Annotated in this window: 13 protein-coding genes; 3 read left to right on the top strand and 10 right to left on the bottom strand. The window is 41.3% G+C overall.

Going from position 1 to position 15,778, the window contains the following annotated elements:
• The first annotated feature begins 7 nt into the window (after positions 1-7).
• On the top strand, positions 8-457 hold the full coding sequence (locus tag EFT72_RS03610) for a MarR family transcriptional regulator (RefSeq protein ID WP_124065552.1): 450 nt from the start codon (positions 8-10) through the stop codon (positions 455-457).
• Between the two features lie 11 nt (positions 458-468).
• Entirely contained in the window at positions 469-1,797 is a 1,329-nt protein-coding gene (locus EFT72_RS03605; RefSeq protein ID WP_124065551.1) for an MATE family efflux transporter, read from the top strand.
• A gap of 67 nt (positions 1,798-1,864) precedes the next feature.
• Here the strand turns inward: EFT72_RS03605 and aguA are convergent, their stop codons facing one another.
• From aguA to arcC, 4 genes are read right to left on the bottom strand one after another with little or no spacing between them, the layout of a single operon-like run.
• Positions 1,865-2,962 (bottom strand): agmatine deiminase, encoded by a 1,098-nt coding sequence (gene aguA, locus EFT72_RS03600; RefSeq protein WP_124065550.1) that lies wholly within the window; start codon positions 2,960-2,962, stop codon positions 1,865-1,867.
• 23 nt (positions 2,963-2,985) lie between these two features.
• Positions 2,986-4,341, bottom strand: coding sequence for an APC family permease (locus tag EFT72_RS03595; RefSeq protein WP_124065549.1), 1,356 nt, complete (start codon positions 4,339-4,341; stop codon positions 2,986-2,988).
• A gap of 11 nt (positions 4,342-4,352) precedes the next feature.
• Positions 4,353-5,381: a putrescine carbamoyltransferase gene (gene ptcA / locus EFT72_RS03590; protein ID WP_124065548.1), complete on the bottom strand. Its 1,029-nt coding sequence runs from the start codon at positions 5,379-5,381 to the stop codon at positions 4,353-4,355.
• A 28-nt stretch (positions 5,382-5,409) separates the two neighbouring features.
• Positions 5,410-6,354, bottom strand: a complete 945-nt coding sequence (gene arcC, locus EFT72_RS03585) for a carbamate kinase (RefSeq protein WP_124065547.1) — start codon at positions 6,352-6,354, stop codon at positions 5,410-5,412.
• 265 nt (positions 6,355-6,619) lie between these two features.
• Between arcC and EFT72_RS19765 the strand changes: the two genes are divergently transcribed.
• Positions 6,620-7,639: a helix-turn-helix transcriptional regulator gene (locus EFT72_RS19765; RefSeq protein ID WP_124065546.1), complete on the top strand. Its 1,020-nt coding sequence runs from the start codon at positions 6,620-6,622 to the stop codon at positions 7,637-7,639.
• 17 nt (positions 7,640-7,656) lie between these two features.
• On the opposite strand, the gene EFT72_RS03575 is transcribed toward EFT72_RS19765, so the two are convergent.
• From EFT72_RS03575 to leuB, 6 genes are all read right to left on the bottom strand, one after another.
• Positions 7,657-8,895 (bottom strand): DUF1015 family protein, encoded by a 1,239-nt coding sequence (locus EFT72_RS03575; protein WP_124065545.1) that lies wholly within the window; start codon positions 8,893-8,895, stop codon positions 7,657-7,659.
• A 10-nt stretch (positions 8,896-8,905) separates the two neighbouring features.
• Entirely contained in the window at positions 8,906-10,069 is a 1,164-nt protein-coding gene (locus tag EFT72_RS03570; RefSeq protein ID WP_124065544.1) for a phosphoglycerate dehydrogenase, read from the bottom strand.
• 21 nt (positions 10,070-10,090) lie between these two features.
• Complete coding sequence (gene serC, locus EFT72_RS03565) at positions 10,091-11,176, bottom strand: 3-phosphoserine/phosphohydroxythreonine transaminase (RefSeq protein ID WP_124065543.1); 1,086 nt, start codon at positions 11,174-11,176, stop codon at positions 10,091-10,093.
• Between the two features lie 23 nt (positions 11,177-11,199).
• A complete protein-coding gene (ilvB, locus tag EFT72_RS03560) occupies positions 11,200-12,879 on the bottom strand; it encodes a biosynthetic-type acetolactate synthase large subunit (protein ID WP_124065542.1) in 1,680 nt (559 codons plus the stop codon).
• A 13-nt stretch (positions 12,880-12,892) separates the two neighbouring features.
• Entirely contained in the window at positions 12,893-14,557 is a 1,665-nt protein-coding gene (gene ilvD, locus EFT72_RS03555) for a dihydroxy-acid dehydratase (RefSeq protein WP_124065541.1), read from the bottom strand.
• A 132-nt stretch (positions 14,558-14,689) separates the two neighbouring features.
• A complete protein-coding gene (gene leuB / locus EFT72_RS03550; protein ID WP_124065540.1) occupies positions 14,690-15,775 on the bottom strand; it encodes a 3-isopropylmalate dehydrogenase in 1,086 nt (361 codons plus the stop codon).
• Positions 15,776-15,778: the final 3 nt, after the last annotated feature.

Below are 15,778 nucleotides of genomic sequence, written 5' to 3'. Positions count from 1 at the left end.
GTTTTCCATGGATCCCCACGAGCAACTAATGGGTTTTTTTTCAATTACAAATAAAATAAATGATTTTTATACTCATTTGGCACTTCAAAGTGGGCTATCTGAATCAGAACATTGGACGTTATATTTTATTCGCCAGTCACTTGGACCTTGTACTTCAAAAAGTGTTTGCGATCAGTGGTCCCTGAGAAAACAGACGGTTCATTCGGCTCTGAAAGCATTGCAAAAAAAAGGTCTTATTACACTTAACGTATTAGAGGAGGACAGGCGGAGCAAAGAGATTCTCCTGACACCGGAAGGGGTCTCTTTTGCAGAAACTTATTTAGACCCCATCTTTGCTGCAGAAAAATCTGCATTTATGCGGATGGAGGAGTCCACGCGGTGTGCTTTAATAAAAGGATCCAAAGAATACTTAACCAAGTTACGCGCCAATTTGGAGGAACAGAAAAAAAGAGAATAAAAGAGGTTATTATGAACATTCAGTTATCCGATCATTTTAGTTATAAACGATTGCTTCAATTTACCATTCCTTCTATTATTATGTTGGTTTTCACCTCTATCTATGGGGTGGTCGATGGGCTATTCGTATCGAATTTTGTAGGGAGTAACGCCCTTTCTTCTATAAATATTATTTATCCCCTGATTATGGCTGTAGGAGCCTTTGGTTTTATGCTGGGAACTGGAGGAAGCGCTGAAATTTCCAAAGCAATGGGAGAAGGAAAGAGGGAAAAAGCAAAGGAGTATTTTACCTTATTGATTCTTGTGGTGATCCTGATTGGAATCATACTATCTGTGATCTGCATTGCATTGATGCGTCCCATCTGCTACTTATTGGGGGCAAGTGAACTTCTGATTGAAGACTGTGTTACCTATGGTGAAATTTTATTGTTTGGTAGTGTTTTTTTTATGCTTCAAACCTCTTTCCAGACATTTTTTGTGGTTGCTGAAAAACCTAAACTTGGGCTGGCTTTAACCATTCTATCCGGCATTGCCAACATGGTACTTGATTATTTGTTTATCTATGTCTGGGGATGGGGAATCGCTGGAGCCGCCTGGGGCACGATTGCTGGTTACTTCATTGGAGGGGTATTTCCCATTTTTTATTTTTTATTGCCAAATGCCAGTATCTTGCGATTTCGAAAAACAAAACTTTACTTACGCATTTTGCTTCGCAGCTGTGTCAATGGCTCTTCAGAGATGGTCACTAATATTTCCATGTCGTTTATCACTGTTTTGTACAACTTACAGATAATGAAGTTGATTGGAGAAACCGGAGTGGCTGCCTATTCTGCCATTATGTATGTAAACTTTGTATTTACTTCCATCTTCATTGGATTTTCCATTGGGGTGGCACCGATCATCAGTTACCACTATGGTGCTAAAAATAAAGAGGAGCTAAAAAATATATTCAAAAAAAGTATAAGAATCATTGCAATCACTTCTTTTGCCATGGTCATTTCCGCTCAACTTTTTTCTAATATTATAGCGATTTCTTTTTCCGGTGGCGATCCCAATTTAGCTGCCTTAACCGATAAGGGATTTCGTCTTTATTCGATTTCCTTTCTGTTTTGTGGGATTAGTATTTTCGGGTCAGCCTTCTATACGGCACTTTGCAATGGTAGGATTTCAGCCGCCATATCATTTTTACGGACTCTCCTCCTTCCAGCCATCATCATTATGGTCCTGCCTCTGTTGCTCGGCCTTCAAGGGGTCTGGCTAACCATCGTATTTTCTGACGGGATTGCATTCTTTATCACTTTCAGTTGTTTTATGAAATACAGAAGCCGTTACGGGTATTAAATAAAGTCTCTATCACAAAAACAGGAGCAATCGTCCATGATCTGGTTCTACTGCCCCTGTTTTTTGATTATACGTTTGGCTGCTGCTGTGTAACGCAGTGAATATTACCGCCACCAAAAGCGATTTCTTCGGTACGAACTCCAACCACTTTGCGATCTGGATACATGTTCTGAACCTGTTCCAGTGCCAGTTTGTCGTTAGTATCTCCATACTGGGGAACAATAACCCCTCCATTTACAACCAGAAAATTCATATAGGAAGCAATTGAAAGCTCTCCATCTTCTCTTGGAAGAGTTCCTTCTACCATGTCAATTCCTTCTGCTCCTTTTAAATAGACAGGGTCCTTGGTCAGACAGAGTTTATGTACCTTTAAATTTCTGCCTTTCGCATCCACGGAATCGGATAATGTCTGATAAGCTGCCTGTGCTTCTTTATAAAATGGATTTTTCTCGTCCTCTGTCCAAATACATGCAACCTCACCTGGTCTTACATACTGGGCAACATCATCAATATGTCCATTGGTCTCATTGGGGTCAATTCCATCCTTAATCCAGATTACTTTCTGGCAATTTAAGTACTCATCGAGCATTTTTTCGATCTCTTGTTTCTTTAAGTGGGGATTTCTTCCTTCGCTTAGCAAACACATCTCTGTGGTGATCACCGTTCCTTCTCCATCGACATGAAAGGAACCGCCTTCCAGTACAAACCCTTCTGTCCGGTAAGAATCAATGCCCTCCAACTCGCATACTTTATGTGCAACCAGATCATCCTGATCCCAAGGGAAATACAAACCATCTACCAGTCCCCCCCATGCGTTAAAGGTCCAATCCACTCCGCGAATGCCACCCTTGTCATTCACAACAAAGGTAGGTCCACAATCACGAATCCAGGAATCATTGCTTGTCATTTCAACCACTCTAATATCTTCAGGAAGATTTGCACGGCAATTTTGATACTGATCCGGTGATACACATACTGTAATCGGTTCAAATTGTCGAATTGCCTTTGCTACTTCCGTAAATACTTTTTGTGCCGGTTTTGCACCATTTCTCCAGTTGTCTGGTCGTTCCGGCCATAGCATCCAGATTTGTTTTTGTTTCTCGAATTCAGCAGGCATACGAAATCCGTCCTGCTTTGGTGTTGTATTCTCTATTCTCTTAGCCATAACTGATACCTCCTCTTTCTTAATTATCTTTTTCTTCTAATGATTCCTTCACCGATTAAAATGAAAATAATTGCACCAATGGTAATGGGAAGAACCGCCTCTAACGATTCTTTATCAAATTGGAGTGGGACAGCAGTAAAGATCAATGCGACTATGATTAATACCATGGGAACTCCAGCCAAAATGGTTAACATCAAGGGGCTTCCTGGTACTTTAAAAGGACGTTCTTTGTCTGGATCTATCTTTCTGAGTTTTAAAAATGCAGGAAATACTGGAATATAGGAAAGTAAAAACATAACCAGATTCAGTGCAAAGAAACACCAAAACAAATCCTGATTTGGAATTATTGGTGCAATGATCAGAATAAAACTAGCTACAAGTCCATTCATAATTGCTGCACCGATTGGCATATTGGTCTTTTTACTTCTCAATTTATAAATCTTTGGCATATCTCCGTTTTCAGCCGCGTAAGCTGCCACATTATTTACTCCCAAAGACCAGGAAATCATGTTTCCAAATAGTGTGAGTAGAAATCCAATGGAAACTATAATGACTAGGATTCCTCTTGTACTTCCAGACAAAAGCTGTATGCTTTCAATCATTCCTGTACTGGTACTGATCTGATCCGATGGAATGGCAACCCCAATCCCAAATGCCATAAAGATATAGATAGCTGCAATCACAATTCCGCCTAAAACAATGGCCTGTGGAATCTGCTTTTTCGGGTTTTCCATATCATCTGCAAAGGTACATACCACTTCAAACCCCAGACAGTTAAATAAAATAACAGAAATAAAGGACAGACTGTTTAAATCAAATTTAGGGAGTAAAGAAGCAAGTGTATATTCATTGGCAACCCCATGAGTCACGGCACCATAGATCCCAAGACCCCCTAAAATTAAAGCAATTAAAATCTTGATGACTGCAGCACCATTTAAAATCCAAGCGCTGTCACTTACGGAATAAAAACTTATAAAAACAATAATCCAAACAAATACAAGTTCAATGAGTAAGGATGGAATTACCCCTAAGTTACTTCCAGTTAATATCTGTATTACCTGGGGAAACATGAGCGCCAAAGAAGCCATCCACAGGGGGAAATTAATCCAGTAATACCAGGAAACTCTTCCTCCCCATTTTTTCCCAAAGGCTTTTGACACCCAGTCATACAATCCCCCATCGCCTTCATAAGTTGTCCCAAGTTCTGATGATATAAGGCCATATGGAATCAAAAATGTGATGATCAGGAAGATCCACCAAAAATACTGTGAATTCCCGATTGCTGCTACCGGAGCTGCTGCTTCTGCCACAAATACAACGCAGATAACCGTCATAATGGCATCCATTAACCGAAACTTTTTCTTTGGCGCTTCTGTCATAATGCTCCCCCCTATTTGATGTTTCTGTCATTCATAAATACTTCCAACTGTTCCTTTGCCGCAGCAACCTGCAGTTCACTTTTCGCCTGCGCTCTCTGATACTGAGTAAAGTAAACCAGCAGTCCTCTCATTGCAGTCAGTCTGTTTCCAGCTTCTAAAAATGCAACGGAGCTTTCACTATCTAATACTTCATCTGTGACATCCTCGCCTCTTGTAGCAGGCAGACAATGCATGAATTTACATCCAATGTTACCAAGTGACATCAAATCTTTGTTTACCTGATAATCTTTAAAGGTGGCCACACGCTCTTCCTTCGGAGTCTCATCTTCATACAGACCATACCAAACATCGGTATAAATGAAATCTGCACCCTTTACGCTGTCACGGCGATCGGTAACTTCCCAAGTACCACCGGAAATTTTGCAGTTTTCTTCCATGATTTTTTTATGCTCTTCTAATAACTGGTTGTTCTTTGGTCCGTAATGAACAAAATGCATACCAAGCTTCGTTGTAATAAAGCCAAGAGAAGCACATACCTGTGTTCCATCTCCTACAAATACAACTTTGCAGTCTTCTAATTTCTTTCCTCTTGGAAGGTGTTCAACAATGGTACAAAGATCCCCAATTTCCTGAGTTGGATGGTTATAATCACTCATAGCGTTTAATACTGGAATGGAACAAGCACTTGCCAACTCAACCACTGATTTATGCTCAATAACTCTTGCCATAACGACATCGATCATCTGGGATAATACTCTACCGGTATCTCCAATGGTTTCATGTCCTCCAAGCTGAATCATTCCAGGGCCTAAGTACTGAGCATGTCCACCAAGCTGTTCCATTGCAGTTTCAAAAGATACACGAGTTCTTGTTGAAGACTGCTGGAAAATCATACCCAGTGTTTTGTCCTTCATAAGGGGTGGATTATAACCCTCTTTGATGCTTTTTTTAATAGCAAGGGACAAATCAATTATGTCTAGTAACTCCTCTTTCGTAAAATCATTTGTATCAATAAAATGTCTGATCCCATTTGCTCTCATAAATAAATCCTCCTAATATGATTTTAGATTAATTAAATGTAAATGTAGTTCCAGTCAATCCGTCTAACGCATCTAACGCTTTATCAAGTGATGTGATAATCGCTCGTTTGTCCGGATTACATCTCACAAATTTCATGGCAGCCTGTACCTTTGGAAGCATACTACCGGGAGCAAACTGACCCTCCTCACAATATTTGTGAGCTTCCTTCAAACTTAGATGACTCAAATTTTTCTGATTGGGCTGATTGTAATTCACAGCCACCTTTTCCACTTCTGTTAAAATAATAAGAATATCCGCATTCACTTGTTCTGCCAAAAGTTCCGCCGCAAAATCCTTATCAATGACTGCTGCCGTTCCCTGTAAGGTGCCATCCGGATTTTCAATCACCGGAATTCCACCTCCACCGCAGGTAATGACAATGGCTTTTGGCCATAATTCCTTCACTGCATCAATTTCTACTATTTTTCTAGGGAGAGGAGATGCAACCACTCTGCGGTATCCTCTTCCGGCATCTTCTTTCATAACGTATCCTTTATCCGATGCCAACTTGTCTGACTCTTCTTTTGTATAGAAAGGTCCAATGGGTTTTGTGGGACTACTAAAAGCAGGGTCTTCCTTATCCACTACCACCTGTGTAGCAATCGTAACCACTGGAAAATTCTGATTGCGTTTGTTTAACGCATATTTTAAACTTTGCTGTAAATGATAACCGATATACCCCTGAGACATTGCACCGCATACATCAAACGGCATTGCTGGTGTAACGTCTTTGGCCGCTTCCGATGCCATAACAATCCTGCCTACCTGAGGACCGTTACCATGTACAATTGCCATTTCATAGCCGCGTACATTGAGTTCAGCTATATGCTCACAGGTTTGATGTACCACTTTAAGCTGCGCCTTAGCAGTTGCTTCCCCTTTTCCTGACTGAAGCGCATTTCCACCCAAAGCAAGAACTATTTTTTCTGCCAACGGTATAACCTCCTTTTTTAATTTTTGAGTTTCGGCGACTCTTGTGCCTCTCACAACTTCAAATTAACACTTTTTCAACTGGTTGATAATGCACCCCAAAGGTATAAATTTATAACACTTTTAACTATAATCTACATAAACTTTTCTAAACTTTTGTGCATATTGAACTATATTTTTGTAGTTTCGACAAATTTCGCAGTTGAAATTATATATATATTTGGTATACTTGTATCAAACATCGAAAGCTCATCAGAGGAGGACATTTATGGAGATAGGGATTTTATTTATTTACAATTTGCTGCTCATTATGGTTTATTCCGGAATTTTTTGGATGTCGTTCTCACTTTATTTTAATGGAAAAGAAAAGATCCTCTTGTGGATCGGAATTATCTTTACTGCAATGCTCATTGATGATTCCGTGATCTTTCTGTCAGAAATGTTTGTGAATTTTTCAGATTATTATGACAAATTATTTATGATCGTTCCCACCCATAAGACGATGATTTATTTAATTTTATCCCTGGGATATCTAACTATTTTCAAACGGTTATTAAATAAAAAAATCAATCGGTATGACTATGGAATTCTTGCGATTTATGTAATATTTATGCTGTTTATCCCTGCTATGAAAAACAGTGCGTGGAAGATATGGCTCTACTTTCTACCCAGTCAACTCTATAATATTTATCTTGGATTTATCTGTTTTAAAATACAAAAAAAGAATCCTGAAAAATATCAGGATCCTATCTTTGCTTGGTGCAAAAAACTTTTCATCATAACGATAATTATGAATCTCTGTATTATAATAGAAGACACCATTGTGATCTTCAATTTTGATACATACTCCAAATACTATATTAATATGAACAACCGGAGTATAACTTCTGATATCCTGTATCTAATCTACGCACTGTTTGCAGCTGTGTATATGATTTATTATCTAAAGATACAGCTAAAAAACAATACCATTGTAACAACGGTTACCAACCAGACCCAAAATAATTTTCCATTAGATATTGAAGATTCCATATTATTTCTCTTTTGCGAAGAATATCATCTCACCTCCCGGGAACGTGAAATTTTAAAAGTGCTTTTGATGGATAAATCCAATCAGGAAATCAGCGATGATCTATTTATATCCCTCGGTACTGCCAAGACCCATGTTCATAATATTTTTCAAAAAGCAGGAGTGGTGAAGCGTATTCAACTAATTGATGCTTACGAGTTATTTCGCTCCGATCACTTAAGACAGAACTCATACGACGAAAAACCGTCCCACAACTAGTTCATGGGACGGTATCTTTATTGCAGCAGGTGAATAAACAGCCCGCTTCTTAACTTCGGTTCAAACCAGGTAGACTTAGGAGGCATCAAAAGTCCGGAATCTGCCACGAAAAACAGTTCCTGCAAGGACGTTGGATACATAGAAAAAGCCACGGTCATATCCTTTGCACATCGGGTTTCCAGTTCCTTTAATCCTCTAATTCCACCTATAAAATCAATTCGCTTGTCTGTTCTTGGATCATTAATTCCAAGGATAGGACAAAGTAGATTATCCTGTAGAATAGAGACGTCTAAATCCTTTACCGGATCATTGGTATAAAGGGAATCTTTTGCAGTCAAACAGTACCACATATTGTTATGATACATGCCAAAGGTTCCTTTTTTTGTGGGTGAAAACGCTTCTTTTCCCATGGCTGTCACGACAAAGGAGTTATTCAGCTTCTCTAGGAACTCCTTTTCTCCCAATCCATTTAAATCTTTAACGACCCGATTATAAGGAAGAATCATAAGCTGGTCATCGGGGAATAATACAGACAGAAAATAGTTAAACGGATCTTCTTTCGTGTATCCGGGACTCTCCTGTCGCCTCTTTAAGCCTACTTTCACAGCGGAGGCCGCCCGGTGATGTCCATCTGCAATATAAGTGGCAGGAATCCGTGAGAATGAGGATTCTAAGTTCTTTACATCGTCATCCTTTGCAATCTTCCAGACTCTATGTATTACCCCATCATCGGCAGTGAAATCATAGATGGGTTCTGCCTTTTTCTTCTCCTTGACCAAACCATTAATCGCTTCATCGGATCGATAAGCCAAAAAGATCGGACCGGTCTGTGCATCTGTCGTATCTACATGGCGAATCCGGTCCAGTTCTTTCTCTTCCCTGGTGTTTTCATGCTTTTTAATCACACCAGACGTATAATCGTCAATGGAAGAACATGCCACGATTCCGGTCTGGCTTCTTCCATTCATAACAAGCTCATAGATATAATATGCCTGATCCTGATCTTTATATAGGGTTTCCTGCCTGATAAAGTCTTTTAACATCTGCGCCGCTTTTTCGTATACACAGTCATCATAAGTTCCCACGTCCTCTGAAAATTGTGTTTCCGGCCTGTCAATGTTTAAAAATGATTTGGGATTAGAAGCCGTCACAAGAGCAGCTTCCTCCCGGTTGTACACATCATATGGAAGTGCCGCAACCAGATGAGCCGCCTCCTTTTCTGGTCTTACACATTGAAATGGTTTTACGATCGCCATAATTTCTCCTTTATTTGATTACTCTTACTCTCAATACTCCTTTTATGGCCTTTAATTTCTGGATGCATGCCTCGTCTGGAGTTATTTCCAGATCCAGAAGTGTATAGGCATACTTATCCTTGCTTTTGTTTGTCATATCAGAGATGTTTACATTCCCTGCCGCTAAAATTCCTGTCATCTGCCCGATCATATTGGGGATGTTTAAGTGAAGGAGCGCAATTCTGCTTGCTGTTTTACATACTCCCATTTCACAAGAGGGGAAGTTAACCGAATTGCGGATGTTTCCATTCTCGATGTAATCCATAATCTCTTCCACCGCCATTTTCGCACAGTTGTCTTCGGATTCTTCTGTGGATGCACCGAGATGAGGAATGACAAGGGCACCCTCCATCTTTGCCGAAATAGGATTCGGGAAGTCAGTTACATATTTTTTAACGATTCCGCTCTTTAATGCTTCTTCCATATCCGATTCCACAACCAACAAATCTCTAGAAAAGTTAAGTAATACAACACCCTTTTTCATGCTCTCCAATGCTGCTTTATCAATCATCCCTTTCGTCTCATCCATGAGTGGCACGTGAAGCGTAATATAATCACAATCTTTATAAATCGTTTCTACAGAGGTGATATGTCTGATGTTTCTAGAAAGCTTCCATGCAGCATTCACGGAAATAAACGGATCGTATCCATAAACCTCCATGCCAAGAGAGGAACATGCATTGGCCACTTCTGTTCCTATGGCTCCCAACCCAATCACTCCCATTTTCTTTCCCTTAATCTCACATCCTGCAAATGATTTCTTTGCCTTTTCGGTTGTTTTTGCAATTGCCTCATCTGCCTGATTGTCTTTACACCAGCGGACTCCGCCTATAATATCACGAGAAGCCAGTAAAAGGCCGCAGATCACCAATTCCTTCACTCCATTTGCATTGGCTCCCGGAGTATTAAAAGCCACAATTCCTTTGGATGCACAACCATCCAATGGGATGTTGTTGACACCTGCTCCAGCCCGTGCTACTGCCAAAAGACAGTCAGGAAGATCCAGCTCATGCATGGAGGCACTTCGTACCAGGATTCCTTCCGCTTCTTGAATCTGATCGGTCAATGTATATTCTTCTGTTAATAATGCCGTTCCACATGGGGAAATGGCATTTAAACAATGTATGTTTTTCATGTTTTCTGATCTCCTTTCTCTCTATCTGGTGTGTTTTTCTTCAAACTCTTTCATAAAGGAGACCAACGTCTCAACCCCCTCAACCGGCATGGCGTTATAAATGCTGGCACGCATCCCACCTACTGTCCGATGTCCTTTTAAATTTTCTAAGCCAATTTCCTTTGACTCTTTTACAAAGAGCGCATCCAGTGTTTCATCTCCAGTGACAAAGGGAACATTCATCAAAGAACGATCCTTTTTCTCTACGGTACCACGAAACATTTTACTTTGATCTAAGAAATCATAAAGCAGGGCTGCCTTCTTTTCGTTTTGTTCTTTCATGGCAGTCAGACCCCCACGCATCTTAAGCCACTTAAATACTTTACCACAAATGTAAATCCCATAGGCAGGCGGTGTATTATAGAGAGATTTTGCGTCTAAATGAGTCTTATAGCGAAGCATGGTAGGGGTTTCTAAAAGCACATCTTCCCGAATTAAATCCTCTCGGATTATGGCAATTACAACACCTGCTGGCCCCACATTTTTTTGGGCACCTGCAAAAATAAGACCATAGTTTTTCACATCAAAAGGTTCCGATAAAAAACAGGAGGATAGATCAGCTACCAGTGTTTTTCCCTTGGTGTTTGGAAGAGTTTTATATTTCGTTCCGTAGATGGTGTTGTTTTCACAGATATAAACATAATCGGCGTTCTCTGAAATCGGCAGATCCGAACCATCTGGGATATAGGTAAACGTTTTGTCCGCACTGGAAGCTATTTCATTGGCTTTCCCATATAATTTTGCTTCTTGATACGCCTTTTTTGCCCATTGTCCGGTAATTATGTAATCTCCCACACGATTCTTAAATAAATTCATAGGAACCATGGCAAACTGTTGGGAGGCTCCGCCCTGCAAAAACAGCACTTTATAGTTATCCGGAATGGAAAGTAAATCTCTAAGATCCGACTCTGCTTCCTGGATGATGGTTTCAAACATCTTGGATCGATGGCTCATCTCCATTACTGACATTCCACACCCCTTATAGTTTAGCATCTCCTCTGCGGCTTCTTTTAAGACTTCTTCCGGCAGCACTGCTGGTCCTGCGGAAAAATTATACACTCTGCTCATTTCTCTTCCTCCTCATTTTTGGGCTAAATCTTTAAATCTTCTGCGTCAAATACATCTTCAATAGGGGCTCCCGGTGATACCATAGGGAATACCTTTTCATCGCAATGAATCTGACAATCTATAACAACAGGAATGTGAAGGGCTATGGCTTCCTTTAAAGTAGTTTCAAATTCTTCTTTTTCCGTTACCCGGTAAGCCTTTGCTCCCATTCCTTCTGCTATCTTAACAAAATCCACTTGGTCATTCAGTACTGTATGTGAATACCTCTTTCCATAGAACAAGGTCTGCCACTGACGTACCATTCCCAGTACATGATTATTAAAGACCACCTGGATGATGGGTATGTTATAACGGGTAGCCGTTGCAATCTCGTTAAAATTCATGCGAAAGCAGCCATCCCCAGCCACATTAATAACCGTCTTATCTTTACATCCCATCTTTGCACCTAGGGCAGCCCCTAATCCATACCCCATGGTTCCAAGACCCCCGGAAGTAAGAAAGCTGCGGGGGGTTTTGTACTGGTAAAACTGTGCTGCCCACATCTGATGCTGTCCCACCTCAGTTGTAATGATGGCATCTCCTTGAGTTACTTTGTATATCGTTTCCATAATAGAGGGACCGGTCAGTATGTTTTTCTCATAACGCATGGGATACATATCCTTCATCCGATCGATGTGAGCAATCCATTCCTCATGGTTTAGAGGATCGAGTCTCGCATTTAATTTTTTTAAGATCGTTTTTAAATCCCCAACTACGCTGGCATATGTTTTTATATTTTTGTTGATTTCTGCCGCATCCACATCAAATTGGAGAATTTTGGCATTCTTTGCAAACTCAGATGCTTTTCCGATGACACGGTCACTGAATCTGGCCCCTGCGACAATAAGTAAGTCGCATTCGGTAATCCCAAGGTTGGAGGTCTTTGTTCCATGCATCCCCACCATACCAGTATAAAGTTCATCGGTTCCATCAAAGGCGCCTTTTCCCATCAAACTATCCGCCACCGGTGCCTGAATCTTATGAGCAAAGGAATGGAGTTCTTCCGATGCGTCTGCTATGATCGCGCCACCCCCTACAAAAATATAAGGTTTTTGGGACTTTCTAATGAGAGTTAATGCTGTTTCCAAATCATCTGGTAAGATGGTATCTTCCTGCCGTTTGATTGGCTCTGGGGCCTTAAATTCATACTCACCAAGCGCTCCTGTCACATCTTTTGTGATATCTACAAGGACAGGACCTGGTCTCCCCGTCTGGGCAATCCGAAATGCCTTTCGGATGGTATCTGCAAGTTTTTTGATGTCTTTTACGATAAAATTATATTTTGTAATGGGCATGGTTACCCCTGTAATATCAATTTCTTGAAAACTATCTCTTCCAAGAAGTCCAACTGCAACATTACATGTGATTGCAACCATGGGAACGGAATCCATAAATGCAGTCGCAATTCCAGTAACTAAGTTGGTTGCCCCTGGTCCTGAAGTAGCCATACAGACTCCTGTTTTTCCAGTGACTCTGGCATATCCATCTGCCGCATGAGCAGCTCCCTGTTCATGGGAGGTAAGTATATGTGTAATTTCATCTTGGTGTTTATAGAGGGCATCGTAAATGTTAAGAATGGTCCCTCCAGGATACCCAAACACCGTATCCACCCCTTGTTCTTTTAAACACTGGATTACAATCTCTGCTCCTGTTACTGTGTTCATAGGCTGCTCCTTTCTATTTTAATTCAAGAATTGCACCCCTGCATGCCGGGGCTGCCATAGCCGCATATCTTGCCAGATATCCGGTAGTTACTTTGGGTTGTCTTGGCTGCCATTTTTTCCTTCTTTCTGCCATTTCTTCTTCAGACACCTTCACATTCAACCCATGATTGTCAATATCAATGGAAATAATATCGCCTTCCTCCACCAGAGCAATGGGACCTCCCACTGCTGCCTCTGGACAAGCATGACCTATGGATGCGCCTCTGGATGCGCCACTGAACCGTCCATCTGTAATTAATGCCACAGAAGATCCTAATCCCATGCCTGCGATGGCAGAAGTAGGATTTAACATCTCCCGCATTCCCGGACCGCCCTTCGGACCTTCATACCGAATCACGACCACGTCCCCTGCTACAATTTTTCCACCTTTTATGGCTTCTATTGCATCTTCTTCACAGTCAAATACTCTTGCAGGCCCTTCATGCTTTAACATCTCTTTCACAACTGCAGACCGTTTCACAACCGCAGAATCCGGGGCAAGATTTCCCTTTAAGATGGCAATTCCTCCCGTCTTACTGTAGGGTTGTTCCACTGGACGTATTACTTCTGGGTCCTTATTGATACATCCTTTTATATTTTCTCCCACTGTCTTACCGGTAACTGTCATACACGTAAGATCCAACAGTCCCAGTTTGGCAATCTCATTCATCACTGCATAGATTCCACCTGCTTCGTTCAAATCTTCCATATAAGTAGAACCTGCTGGAGCCAGATGGCAAAGATTTGGAGTTTTGGAACTGATTTCATTGGCAATCTCCAAATTTAAATCCACACCTGCCTCATGTGCAATCGCTGGAAGATGCAGCATGCTATTGGTACTGCATCCCAGTGCCATATCCATGGTCAGGGCATTTCTAAATGCCTTCTCATTCATAATGTCCCGAGGACAAATATTCTTCTTAAACATCTCCATCACTGCCATTCCAGCATGTTTTGCTAATTTGATGCGTTCGGAGTACACCGCAGGAATGGTTCCATTTCCTTTTAATCCCATTCCCAATACTTCGGTCAGGCAGTTCATACTGTTTGCCGTATACATACCCGAACAGGATCCGCAAGTAGGACATGCCTTGTTCTCGTATTCCTTTACTTCTTCTTCTGACAATTTTCCAACCGCATAGGAACCAACCGCCTCAAACATGCTAGATAAACTTGTTTTATGTCCCTGCACACGTCCTGCCAACATTGGTCCGCCGCTGACGAACACTGTGGGTACATTAATGCGGGCTGCTGCCATTAAAAGTCCAGGTACATTTTTATCACAATTGGGAACCATAACCAAGGCGTCAAAAGCGTGAGCCATGGCCAGACACTCGGTAGAATCTGCCACTAAATCTCTGGTCACCAGTGAATATTTCATTCCGATATGCCCCATAGCAATGCCGTCACAAACTGCAATTGCGGGTACCATAACCGGGGTTCCACCTGCCATCGCAACTCCCAGTTTGACTGCATCTACGATCTTATCTAAATTCATATGACCTGGAACGATCTCATTATAAGAACTGACAATACCGATTAAAGGTTTCTCCATCTCTTCCTCTGTCATTCCCAGTGCATGAAATAGGGAACGATGAGGTGCTTGCTGCATCCCTTTTTTTACTGAATCACTCTTCATCTGCTGCACACTCCTTTTCTTTGCTAACGCTTCTGATTATATGGAAATCCGGGAGTGGAGAAAGAATTCTGCTTTATCCACTTCCGGTATTGTTTCTTCTTTTATTATAACACATAAACCAAAACAGATAAATTATACAATCCGTTTCGCGATCAAATCTCCCATCTCTTTTGTCGTCACTTTCTTCTGCCCCTGGGAGTAAATATCCACGGTTCGATACCCCTCCTCTAAAACCTGTTTCACGGCTGCCTCCACTGCTTCGGCTTCCCGATCCAGATCAAAGGAATAACGTAGCATCATGGCTGCCGACAATATGGTTGCAATGGGGTTTGCAAGATTTTTTCCAGCAAGAAGGGGGGCTGAACCATGACTGGGCTCATACATACCAAATTTGTGCTCATTTAAACTAGCAGAAGGGAGCATTCCGATGGACCCGGTTATCATACTTGCCTCATCGGATAGGATATCGCCGAACATGTTCTCTGTTAGAATCACATCAAACTGGCCGGGATTCATAACAAGCTGCATCGCACAGTTATCCACCAGCATATGGCTTAGCGTTACTTCTGGATAATCTACGGCGACTTCTTCCACCACCGTTCTCCAGAGTCTGGAGGAATCTAATACATTGGCCTTATCTACACTGACTACCTGTTTTTTTCGTTTCATCGCGATCTCAAATGCTTTTACTGCAATTCTTTTGATCTCTACTTCGTTATAAGTGAGGGTATCTACGGCGGTTCTTACTCCCTCCACTTCTTTGGTAAACCGATCTCCAAAATATAGGCCACCCGTCAATTCTCTCATAATAACCAGATCAAATCCCGTTTTAATAATCTCTTTTTTTAATGGACAGGCATCTGCCAGTTCCTCATATAAATAAGCAGGACGGACATTGGCAAATAAATGAAGACCTTTACGGATTGCCAGTAGTCCCGCTTCAGGTCTTAGATTCGGTGCTACATCGTACCAGTTTGAATTTCCCACCTCTCCACCGACAGCTCCAAGGAGAACGGAATCACTATTTTTTGCTGTTTTCAATGCTTCGTCCGTCAAAGGAACGCCATATGTATCAATGGATATGCCCCCCATCAATACTTCTGTATACTGAAATTTATGGCCGAACACGCTTCCTGTTTTATCTAAAACCTTTTTCGCCTCGCCAATGATTTCAGGTCCAATCCCATCTCCGGGGATAACTGCAATGTTATAATTCATCTG

Source organism: Clostridium sp. E02 (genome assembly GCF_003833015.1).
Classification (GTDB): domain Bacteria; phylum Bacillota; class Clostridia; order Lachnospirales; family Lachnospiraceae; genus Lacrimispora.
Note: the sequence above shows the minus strand (reverse complement) of the source record. Positions and strands in the feature narration are given on the sequence as shown.

Bases quoted from the DNA above. Each gene is read 5' to 3' on its own strand.
- EFT72_RS03610 (WP_124065552.1), top strand. From the start codon at position 8: ATGGATCCCCACGAGCAACTAATGGGTTTTTTTTCAATTACAAATAAA.
- ptcA (WP_124065548.1), bottom strand. From the start codon at position 5,381: ATGAGAGCAAATGGGATCAGACATTTTATTGATACAAATGATTTTACG.
- ilvB (WP_124065542.1), bottom strand. From the start codon at position 12,879: ATGAACACAGTAACAGGAGCAGAGATTGTAATCCAGTGTTTAAAAGAA.
- leuB (WP_124065540.1), bottom strand. From the start codon at position 15,775: ATGAATTATAACATTGCAGTTATCCCCGGAGATGGGATTGGACCTGAA.
- aguA (WP_124065550.1), bottom strand. From the start codon at position 2,962: ATGGCTAAGAGAATAGAGAATACAACACCAAAGCAGGACGGATTTCGT.
- EFT72_RS19765 (WP_124065546.1), top strand. From the start codon at position 6,620: ATGGAGATAGGGATTTTATTTATTTACAATTTGCTGCTCATTATGGTT.
- ilvD (WP_124065541.1), bottom strand. From the start codon at position 14,557: ATGAAGAGTGATTCAGTAAAAAAAGGGATGCAGCAAGCACCTCATCGT.
- EFT72_RS03595 (WP_124065549.1), bottom strand. From the start codon at position 4,341: ATGACAGAAGCGCCAAAGAAAAAGTTTCGGTTAATGGATGCCATTATG.
- EFT72_RS03575 (WP_124065545.1), bottom strand. From the start codon at position 8,895: ATGGCGATCGTAAAACCATTTCAATGTGTAAGACCAGAAAAGGAGGCG.
- EFT72_RS03605 (WP_124065551.1), top strand. From the start codon at position 469: ATGAACATTCAGTTATCCGATCATTTTAGTTATAAACGATTGCTTCAA.
- EFT72_RS03570 (WP_124065544.1), bottom strand. From the start codon at position 10,069: ATGAAAAACATACATTGTTTAAATGCCATTTCCCCATGTGGAACGGCA.
- serC (WP_124065543.1), bottom strand. From the start codon at position 11,176: ATGAGCAGAGTGTATAATTTTTCCGCAGGACCAGCAGTGCTGCCGGAA.